A 10,228-nucleotide genomic window follows, 5' to 3' on the forward strand; every position below is an offset into this window, starting at 1 on the left:
CCCGCGAAGGTGTGCAGCGCATGATCGAAGCCGGTTACCAGCCTGCGGCCTGGGTAGAGGAGATGCTCAACCAAGGCAAAGAGTCCTTCTACATAGTGGAGAGCGGCAACCGCCGTTATTACGACATCCAGAGCAAAGAATACAAGGCAATACCAGGTGTTGAGAACTTCATCATCCTTGACAACCTGCGCAGCAACAAAGTAGTGTGGAAAAACACTGGCGCTACACTGATCGACCTCGGTGACGGCATCCTGAACGTGGAATTCCACACGAAGATGAACACCATCGGTGGTGATGTAGTGCAGGGCCTGAACAAAGGCATCGAGATTGCCGAGAAAGAATTCAGAGGCATGGTGGTAGGCAGTCAGGCGGCCAACTTCTCGGCTGGCGCCAACGTGGGTTTGATTTATATGTATGCCCTGGAGCAGGAGTATGACGAAATCAACTTCATGATTAAGCAGTTCCAGGACACGATGATGCGCATGCGCTACTCGGCTATACCTGTGGTGGGCGCTCCGCACGGATTGACCCTGGGCGGTGGCTGCGAACTGAATCTGCACTGCGACCACGTGCAAGCGGCTGCTGAGACCTACATGGGTCTGGTGGAGTTTGGCGTGGGCCTTATACCTGGAGGCGGCGGTACCAAAGAAATGACGCTCCGCGCAGCCGAAATGTACGAAGACGGCGACATCGAGTACAACACGCTCAAGAACATCTACCTAACCATCGGTATGGCAAAGGTGTCAACCTCGGCGAAAGAGGCGTTTGACCTCGGCTTTATGCGCCAGGGCGATGCCATTACTCTGAACATCAACCGCCAGATTGCCGATGCCAAAGCGCAGGCCATTCGTCTGGCCGAGGCAGGGTATACGCAGCCAGCCAAAAAGACCAACATCAAGGTACAGGGCAAAGGCGCGTTGGGTATGTTCCTGACAGGAGCCAACGCCATGGTAAGCGGACGCTACATTTCGGAGCACGACCAGAAGATATCGCACAAGCTGGCCTACGTGATGTGCGGCGGCGACCTGTCTGCCCCAACCGAGGTGAGCGAGCAATACCTCTTGGACCTCGAGCGCGAAGCATTCCTGTCGCTGACAGGTGAGCGCAAGACACTAGAGCGTATCCAGAGCATCCTGACCACAGGCAAGCCGCTGAGAAATTAATGTCTAATGCATAATGAGTAGTGATGGTGCTCTTCGATCATGTACTTGAGGAATCAACTATCAGCCATTTAACAATTTAGCAATCAGAAAATATGAACAACGCATATATCGTAGCCGGATTTCGTAGCGCAGTAGGCAAAGCCGGGCGCGGCGGATTTCGGTTTACCAGACCCGATGACCTAGCCGCTGACGTCATCAAACATCTTATGGCCTCCGTGCCCGCCCTTGATCCAGAGCGTGTAGACGACCTGATTGTGGGGAATGCTGTGCCAGAGGCGGAGCAGGGCCTGCAGATCGGACGTATGATTTCTTTGCTGGCATTGCCGATGTCGGTATCGGGCATGACGGTAAACCGCTACTGTGGCTCAGGTGTGGAAACCATTGCCATGGCCTGCAACCGCATACAGGCAGGTATGGCCGACTGCATTGTAGCAGGCGGTACCGAGTCGATGTCGATGGTGCCGACGGTAGGTTGGAAAACGGTGCCGAATTACAACATCGCCAGCAAGAACCCTGACTGGTACCTGAGCATGGGCCTGACGGCTGAGGCCGTGGCGAAAGACTACGGCGTTACCCGCGAAGACCAGGATGAGTTTGCCTATCATTCGCACCAAAAGGCTATCAACGCTATCAAGAACGGCTATTTCAAAGAGCAAATCGTGCCTATCACGGTAGAGGAAACTTACATCGATGAGAACGGCAAGAAGAAAACCCGCACTTATGTGGTAGACACCGACGAAGGTCCGCGTGCTGACACCTCGCTGGAGGCCTTAGCGCGTCTGAAGCCAGTGTTTGCGGCCGGTGGCTCGGTAACGGCTGGTAACTCTTCCCAGACGTCCGACGGCGCTGCCTTTGTGATCGTGATGAGTGAGCGCATGGTGAAAGAGCTTAACCTCGAGCCGATTGCCCGCATGGTGAGCTACGGCACTGGCGGCGTAGACCCACGCATCATGGGTATGGGACCAATCGCTGCCGTTCCGAAAGCCTTAAAGCAAGCGGGTATGACGCTCAACGACATCGACTTGATCGAGATGAACGAGGCGTTTGCTGCCCAGTCCATTGCGGTGATGCGCCACTTGGATTTCGATCCGGCTAAGTTGAATATTAACGGTGGTGCCATCGCCCTCGGTCACCCACTGGGTTGCTCGGGTGCCAAGCTAAGCGTGCAGCTATTCAGCGACCTGCGTCGAACAGGCGGCAAGCACGGCATCGTGACAGCTTGTGTTGGCGGCGGTCAAGGCGTGGCCGGCATTTTCGAATTATTGAAGTAAAAACTAATCTGTACCTAAAACACTAATCATAATCTGCCATGGAAAATGTAACAGATAAAAATAAAGCAGCCACTGTTCGCGGTGGTGAATTCCTGATCAAAGAAACGAATCCACAGGATATATTTATACCTGAAGAGTTCGGCGAGGAGCAACGCATGATGGCGCAGACCTGTTTTGACTTTGTGCGTGAGGAAGTGACCCCGCTACTCGAGCGCCTCGACAACCACGAAGAGGGGCTGATGGAGGGCCTGATGAAGAAAGCAGGTGAGCTGGGATTGTTCGCGGTAGCAATGCCCGAGCAGTACGGCGGTCTGAACATGGACTTCAATACCTCGCTGTTGGTAACCGAATCGGTAGGTGGCGGACACTCGTTCCCAGTGGCTTTTGCGGCGCATACAGGTATAGGCATGCTGCCGATCCTGTACTTCGGTACCGACGAGCAGAAAGCGAAATACCTGCCGCCATTGACTTCAGGCGAATGGGCGGCGGCGTACTGCCTCACCGAACCAGGCTCTGGCTCTGATGCCCTGGCAGCCAAAACCAAAGCGGTACTAAACGAAGCTGGTACACACTACATCCTGAACGGCCAGAAAATGTGGATCACGAACGCCGGTTTTGCCGATGTGTTCATCGTGTTTGCGCAGGTGGACGGCGACAAGTTCACAGGCTTTATTGTGGAGAAAGGTTATCCGGGCCTGAGCCTTGGCAACGAGGAGCACAAAATGGGTATCAAGGGTTCTTCTACGCGCCAGGTGTTCCTGTCGGATTGCGAAGTGCCGAAAGAAAACGTGCTCGGTGACATCGGCAAAGGTCACCTGATCGCTTTCAACATCCTGAACATCGGCCGTATCAAGCTTTGCGCGGCGACGCTGGGCGCTTCTAAGAAGGTGGTAGACCTGTCGGTGAAGTATGCCAACGAGCGACAGCAGTTCAAACTGCCGATCTCTAAATTCGGTGCCATCCGCCACAAACTGGCAGAGCAAGCTATTCGCATCTATGCAGTTGAGTCAGCGCTATACCGTTGCGGTATGGACATTTATCGCAAGGAGCAGGAGCTACTGGCTTCTGGAAAAGGCGAGAACGAAGCTATGCTGGGTGCTGCCCGCGAGTTTGCTGTAGAGTGCGCCATGCTGAAAGTGGAAGGCTCTGAAGTGCTCGACTATGTGGTGGACGAAGGGGTGCAGATCTACGGTGGCTACGGCTTCTCAGCTGACTACCCGATGGACCGCGCTTACCGCGACTCCCGTATCAACCGCATCTTCGAAGGTACCAACGAGATCAACCGCATGCTTACGGTGGACATGATCCTCAAAAAAGCCATGAACGGTGAGCTGGACCTGATGGGCCCTGCACAAAATGTGCAAAACGAACTGATGGCTATACCTGATTTCGGTGCTGAAGAGGAAGGCATGTTCGCAGCAGAGCACAAGGCGATCCGCAACCTGAAGAAAGCGATCCTGATGGTAGCCGGCACTGCGGTACAGAAATACATGAACTCACTGGCCAAAGAGCAGGAGATCCTGATGAACATCGCTGACATGGCTATCAAGACGTACGTGGCGGAATCAACGCTGCTGCGTGTAGAGAAACTGGTAGGCATGAAAGGCGAGGATGCCGTGGCGAACCAGATCGACATTGTACGCGTGACCGTGAACGATGCCGTGGACACCGCCTTCCTGGCTGGTAAAGATGCGATTGCCTCTATGGCGGAAGGTGACGAGCAACGTCTATTGTTCATGGGCCTGAAGCGCTTCACCAAGAAAGACCTCTACAATACCAAGGAGGCACGTCGTCGCATAGCAGCCGCTATGATTGACGCAAACGAATTCGTGTACTAGATTCTGACAAATCTATAGTTTTGGAAAGGCTGCCTCCTTAGGAGGTGGCCTTTTTGTATTAAGGGATTGTTGCTGAATGACTTAATAGCATCTCATGCGTAAATATACCTGAATACCGGATTGTCATTAACATAGAGGAGCGTATGGGGGTAACATGCTTAATTCCCTGCTATAACGAACGGGAGCGGATTGCGACAGTACTGGAAGCCGTGTCGAAAGTAAAGGCTATACAACAGGTAATCTGTGTGGATGACGGATCGGCTGATGGCACCGCTACGATGGTAAGCCGGCAATGGCCTTCTGTGCAAGTCATCCGCCTCAGCCAAAACCAGGGAAAAGCCGCCGCTATACAGTATGGCCTTCAGTTTGTGCAGCATGAGTTGGTTCTGTTGATGGATGCTGATTTGCAGGAATTAAATAAAACTGAACTTGAGAGAGCTATTTCTGCTTTCCAGGACACTGCCAATGTTGACATGCTAATCTTGCGGCGAATCCGGTCGCCATGGTTTGTGCGCTGGTACCGAAGTGATATACTGCTGTCCGGAGAGCGGCTTCTGCTGCGAAGTGACTTAGAGCAGGTACTGGCCCAGCCAGTGGCACGCTATCAGTTGGAAGTAGCCATTAACCGCTACATGATCAAGCGTGGCAAGCGGGTACGCTGGATGCCATGGTCTGCCATGAATACCTATAAGGTAGACAAACTCGGGATGCTGGAAGGGTCTCGTAGAGAGTTCCGGATGTATGTAGAGATAGTGGACTATGTAGGTTTTGTGCACATGCTGGTGCAGCTGAGTTCTTTTACCCGCAAGCTTAAAAAACAAAAAAGCGCGCCAAGAGAGTGGCCACGCTTTTTGTCGGGTATATGGTTAGACTAGTTACCTGATCTGCAGACGACGTAGCTGCAGGCTGTTCGCTTTCTTGGATGGCCGCACCACTACTACCAGGTCCTTTTCGCCTAGCCAGGCCGTGAAGTCTTTTACGTAAGCAGTGTCTTCGCCTTTGGCTACATTCAGGCCAGCAGCCTTAGGTGCTTCAGCCTTACCGGTGCTGGTGTCAATGCGGCGCAGGTATAGGTCATGCTTTCCGTTCAACTCTTCCAGGGTGAGCAGGTGCAGCGTGTTACCCGCCAGATGATAGCGATACGAGATGCCTGTAAAGGCTTCATCAGCAGGTGCCTTCTGATTTTTCATCAGCACAGAGCTCCAGGCTGTGCCCATAAACTGATCATAGGCAAACAGGTGAATCTCTTTGGCATAGTAAGGAGAGTTCTCACCACCCTCCATGTACTTTTTCTCTGCCATTACGATTAGTTTTTCCTCAGGTGTCAGGATCAGGTCGGTCAGGTAAATGTCCTCGAGGCGCTTGGCTTTTGCACCGCCGCTTTTATCCAGGCTGTTCACACTAGCGAGATATTCAGGTGTGAATCTGAACTCCTCTGCAAACACCATATCTTCTTTTTCGAAATCAAATTTTACAGCTTTCAGGCTATAATACTCACCGGATTTCTCATCGGCCGTCAGTACGACACCATACAGGATGCCATTGGGCTGCAGGGCGTACTTGCTGTCCATGATGTATACCTTCTTGCCTTCAAAAATGCCTCCTACCAACACTGACATGCCCTTAGCAACCGGCGACTTTAAGGTATACTGGCGTACGGTCAGGCGTTCCATGTTCTCAGAGATCAGGCTGATGAACTGGTCGCCGGCATCATTCACGATCACCTCAGCTGACACAATACCGCGAGGTCAGTCAGGCTGTACTTCGTATCTTTTACTTTCTGAAGTTTGCCGTCATACAGGCTGCCGCTGATAGACTGCAGGACCTGATTGCCAGAAACGCTATAACGGTAGGCTAAAAGTTTGGTGCCGTCAGGCGAGATTGCTATACCTGCTTTACGGGCATCCGCTGGAGCTTCGAGCAGCAGTACGGGCTTCTCTTTCTGACCGCTACGCAGGTCTACCCGATGTGCATACAGCACCTGATTGCCCTGCTCATTTGTGCGGTGCGTGACCAGCAGCACAGCTTCCTGGTTTCTGGCAAAAGCCTCCACCGTTTCTTCAGCGGCCAATGGTACAGTAGCCGACCAGGCTTTTTTGAGGGCGGTATTATAGCGCTCTATGGCATACTCGCCAGGTTTGCTGCGGCTGAGGATTACGAAGCCCTCGGTTCCGAGCGGAAGCGTCTTGCTGCTGATGCTTTGGTTGTATTGGTCTTCCGTATTGTCAGGGATGTAATTGAAAGGTATGGCGGCTCTCTTACCCTGAGACGATGCTGGTGCTGCAGCAAAGAGTATGGCTAGGCACAAAAGCGGTAGCAGGCGTAGTATTTTCAAGGGTATAAAGTTAAATGGTAACTGCATGTGTGTGCTTATGGGTATTCAGGAGCTAATATAATCAAAATTGTTTCTCGTGGAACGAGGTATGGGATAAGCTAAGAACGCACAGGTATAGGTATAGCTTAGAGTTGTATCTCCTCTGCCAGTACACGCACCGGCTGCTTGTGCTCGTCTATGGCTACAAAGGTAAAGCTGCCATGTACCGCCTTCAGCCGAACATCAGAGTACATTTCTTCAATATAGATTTCCACCTGCACCTTGAGGCTGGTATTGCCTACACTACTCACCTGTCCGATTAACTCTACAATGGTGCCTGCAGGTATAGGCTGCGTGAAATCTATCCGGTCAGACGATACCGTTACCACCCGTTTGCGGCAGAAGCGGGTAGCCGTGATAAAAGCCACCTCGTCCATTAGTTGCATGGCAGCGCCGCCAAATAGGGTGTCATAATGATTGGTCGTGTTCGGGAAAACTGCTTTGAAGATGCGCGTTTCTGACTCGGTAATACGTTGCTGTAAATTCATAATTTATAGGTTTAAGTGTGCTGGAGTGTAGGTGCGCCGCGCCACACAGCTGTGGCTGTAGGTTCAATTGAAGGTAAAAGCAGGAGCTGAATAGTGGCATAAACAGATAATTTGGGCATGCCGGTGCAGAAAAAATGTGGAGAGGGAGTAGGTGCAAATGCGCTGCAAAGTCAACTTGAGCTGCAGGAGGTGACTACTACGCTAACCACAGGCTTTAGGCGCGAAAGCATGCGTGGAATATTGTTGGGGCAAGTCTCCTGGCTTGTAACATTGTTGCCGTCCTTCTCATCCGGGCTCCGGACAATGGACATTTGTGTGGCAGCAATCAATTGTTACTTACAGTTGCGCGTCAGCCCGTGATTTGCACACGGTTCCTTTTTAAACCTGAGCTATTCCTAGCTGAGGTACCTCCAAACGCTGTAAAGATAGAAATTTTTAACTGATGCGGCTCCAGTTGACAGTATTTACGCTCAGCGACTTAATATGCCGCATGATATTCTGGTTCTGTGGCTGCTCCAACTGAGGGTCTTCGTTGAGCACACGTTGCGCAGCTGCACGTGACTCTTGTAGGATAGGAGCGTCTTTGGCCAAATCGGCAATGAGCAGATCCAGCACACCGCTTTGCTGCGTACCCATCAGGTCGCCTGGTCCGCGCAGCTTCAGGTCAATGTCAGCAATCTCAAAGCCATTGTTGGTGCGCACCATCGTCTCCAGCCTGGTCTTGCTGTCTTTGCTCAGCTTATACCCTGTCATCAGGATGCAGTAGCTCTGCTCCGCACCCCGGCCCACCCTGCCACGCAACTGGTGCAGCTGCGACAAACCGAAGCGCTCCGCACTCTCGATGATCATCACAGAGGCGTTGGGCACGTTCACGCCTACTTCAATTACAGTCGTAGCTACCATGATCTGTGTTTCGTTACGCACAAAGCGCTGCATTTCGTAGTCTTTATCCTGCGCCTTGAGTTTGCCATGCACCATGCTCACCTGGTACTCTGGGAAAGCACGGCGGATACTTTCATAGCCATCCATCAGGTCCTTGTAATCCATCCCTTCCGACTCCTCAATGAGTGGGTACACGATGTATACCTGGCGGCCGAGCTTAATCTGATCGCGCACAAACTGGAACACCTTCAGGCGGTGTGAGTCAAAGCGGTGCACGGTCACGATCTCTTTACGGCCGGCCGGCATTTCGTCGATTACCGACACATCCAGGTCGCCGTAAAGTGTCATAGCCAGAGTACGGGGTATAGGAGTGGCGGTCATCACGAGTACATGCGGGATAATGCGCGGGTTTTTGCGCCACAGCCTGGAACGCTGCTCTACCCCAAAGCGGTGCTGCTCATCCACAATGCAAAGTCCCAGGTTATGGAATTGCACCACGTCTTCCAGCAAAGCATGCGTTCCCACGATCATTTTCATCTCACCGGAGCGCAGCTGCTCGTGCAGTACCTTGCGGTCTTTGGTTTTAGTGGAGCCGGTGAGTTTGCCGATGTTTATACCTAGTCGGTCAGCAAAAGCTTTGAGACCGGTATAATGTTGGTCTGCCAAAATCTCGGTAGGCGCCATCAGCACCGATTGCGCTCCGTTATCGGCCGCGATCAGCATTGTGATGAAGGCTACGATGGTCTTGCCTGAGCCCACATCTCCCTGCAACAAGCGGTTCATCTGCTTGCCGGCTGTCAGGTCTTTGTGTATTTCCTTAATCACCCGCTTCTGCGCATTGGTCAGGTCGAGGTCATGTGGTTCTTGTAGAACTCCGTTACCGTCGGAACATGCCTGAACACCTGACCGGCCAGGTCGGCGCGGCGCACTGTTTTCTGGCGCAGCAGGCGCAGTTGTATGTAAAAGAGCTCTTCAAACTTGAGTCGGAACTTAGCGGCATTGTACTTCTCCACCGACTGCGGAAAGTGGATATTGATCAACGCATCCCGTTTGCTCATCAGGCGGTAATGGTCAATCAGCTCCGGCGAAAGCGTCTCGTTAATATTTGGCACTGCCACCTTCAGCAGCATTTCCATGTAACGGGCTATGACCTTGCTCTCAACACGGAATGCCTTCAGCTTTTCAGTGGTATGGTATACAGGTTGCAGAAAAGAGGTCGTCTGTTTCTCTTCCCCCAATTCCTCCAACTCTGGATGCGCCATGCTCCACTTGCCATTAAAGGAAGTAGGCTTGCCAAACACGATGTAGTCGGTGTGGTTTTTTAGCGTCTTTTGCATCCACTTCACCCCTTTAAACCAAACCAGCTCCATCTCATTGCCGTCTTCGTCCACCAGTGTGGCAGCCAGGCGTTGTTTCCGACCTTCGCCGAGCACTTCCTTACCCCGCACACGCCCGCGTACCTGCACATAAGGCATGCTTTCGTCCAAGTCTGTTATTTTGTAGAATTGGGTGCGGTCGAGGTAGCGGAAAGGATAGTGTTGAATGAGGTCACCGTAGGTATAAATATTGAGCTCCTTCTGCAGCAGCTCAGCCCGCTGCGGCCCCACGCCTTTCAAAAATTCGATCTTGGTATGGAAGAAGTTGTTCAAGGGTGCTAGCTTGTAATTTGGTTAGTATACAAAGATAAAAGGCAAAGGACAAAAGACCGCAGGTATAATGACGGTCTTTTGTCCTTTGTTAGCATGTCTTCTGTTTAAGAAATCTACTTCCTGTCCTTAAACTCCAGCGTGTTCAGCAGATGCACAATGTCTTTCTTCACATATTCGATCACAGGAGCCAGTGAGTCGTTTTGCGTAGCTGTTCTAAAGTAAAGCGCCCACGGAAGAAGTGCGTAGTCGTATCGGTCACGTAGAACTGAAACTGGCTCGGAATCTCACCCTCCAGCTCAAACACAGAGGCAATATCACCTTGCGGGGTTCTAATTTCTGTTTCCTCTATGGAGTACGCCTTTATCTGGTGTTTACCGGTCAGTTTGCGCGCATCCTCGATCAGGTTATTCAACATCTTCGGATCATTGTTGATCGCCTTATAGGTCAATTGCACGTTCGCTCCCAGACTCGGGTAAATGACATTGATCCAGTGTGGCTGCGCAATCATCGAAGAATCAGGGCGTATCTTGGCGTGCTTCGAATACTCGAAGGTATACGGATGC

Annotated in this window: 7 protein-coding genes, 2 pseudogenes and 1 riboswitch; of the genes and pseudogenes, 4 read left to right on the forward strand and 5 right to left on the reverse strand. The window is 51.9% G+C overall.

Annotated features, from left to right (window positions below; genetic code table 11):
- The 4 genes from O71_RS16060 to O71_RS16075 form a co-directional block, all read left to right on the forward strand.
- The coding region (locus O71_RS16060; RefSeq protein WP_007658803.1) for an enoyl-CoA hydratase/isomerase family protein at positions 1-1,163 on the forward strand (1,163 nt) is incomplete at its 5' end.
- A gap of 92 nt (positions 1,164-1,255) precedes the next feature.
- Complete coding sequence (locus O71_RS16065; RefSeq protein WP_007658804.1) at positions 1,256-2,434, forward strand: acetyl-CoA C-acyltransferase; 1,179 nt, start codon at positions 1,256-1,258, stop codon at positions 2,432-2,434.
- A gap of 38 nt (positions 2,435-2,472) precedes the next feature.
- Positions 2,473-4,272: an acyl-CoA dehydrogenase family protein gene (locus O71_RS16070; RefSeq protein WP_007658806.1), complete on the forward strand. Its 1,800-nt coding sequence runs from the start codon at positions 2,473-2,475 to the stop codon at positions 4,270-4,272.
- Between the two features lie 143 nt (positions 4,273-4,415).
- Positions 4,416-5,147 carry a glycosyltransferase gene (locus O71_RS16075; RefSeq protein ID WP_040574449.1) on the forward strand — a complete coding sequence of 244 codons (732 nt, stop codon included), beginning with the start codon at positions 4,416-4,418 and terminating at the stop codon, positions 5,145-5,147.
- Here the strand turns inward: O71_RS16075 and O71_RS16080 are convergent, their stop codons facing one another.
- From O71_RS16080 to O71_RS24370, 5 genes and pseudogenes are all read right to left on the reverse strand, one after another.
- The gene (locus tag O71_RS16080; protein WP_007658810.1) at positions 5,148-6,008 is read right to left on the reverse strand and encodes a hypothetical protein; all 861 of its coding nucleotides are present in this window, start codon (positions 6,006-6,008) and stop codon (positions 5,148-5,150) included. It abuts the gene before it with no gap.
- Positions 5,993-6,607, reverse strand: a complete 615-nt coding sequence (locus O71_RS16085) for a hypothetical protein (RefSeq protein WP_040574451.1) — start codon at positions 6,605-6,607, stop codon at positions 5,993-5,995. The genes O71_RS16080 and O71_RS16085 overlap by 16 nt, the downstream gene beginning before the upstream one ends.
- Before the next feature lie 125 nt (positions 6,608-6,732).
- The gene (locus tag O71_RS16090; protein WP_007658813.1) at positions 6,733-7,134 is read right to left on the reverse strand and encodes an acyl-CoA thioesterase; all 402 of its coding nucleotides are present in this window, start codon (positions 7,132-7,134) and stop codon (positions 6,733-6,735) included.
- Positions 7,135-7,363: 229 nt separating this feature from the next.
- Positions 7,364-7,561: riboswitch (cobalamin riboswitch) on the reverse strand.
- A gap of 8 nt (positions 7,562-7,569) precedes the next feature.
- Positions 7,570-9,665: pseudogene (recG, locus tag O71_RS16095) on the reverse strand (ATP-dependent DNA helicase RecG).
- Positions 9,666-9,843: 178 nt separating this feature from the next.
- Positions 9,844-10,228, reverse strand: a pseudogene (locus O71_RS24370) (hypothetical protein); the annotation flags it as partial.

Origin of the sequence: Pontibacter sp. BAB1700, assembly GCF_000277005.1 — a bacterium.
Lineage (GTDB): Bacteria > Bacteroidota > Bacteroidia > Cytophagales > Hymenobacteraceae > Pontibacter > Pontibacter lucknowensis.

Coding starts and splice junctions, on each gene's coding strand:
- O71_RS16075 (WP_040574449.1), top strand. CDS start 4,416: ATGGGGGTAACATGCTTAATTCCCTGCTATAACGAACGGGAGCGGATT.
- O71_RS16070 (WP_007658806.1), top strand. CDS start 2,473: ATGGAAAATGTAACAGATAAAAATAAAGCAGCCACTGTTCGCGGTGGT.
- O71_RS16090 (WP_007658813.1), bottom strand. CDS start 7,134: ATGAATTTACAGCAACGTATTACCGAGTCAGAAACGCGCATCTTCAAA.
- O71_RS16065 (WP_007658804.1), top strand. CDS start 1,256: ATGAACAACGCATATATCGTAGCCGGATTTCGTAGCGCAGTAGGCAAA.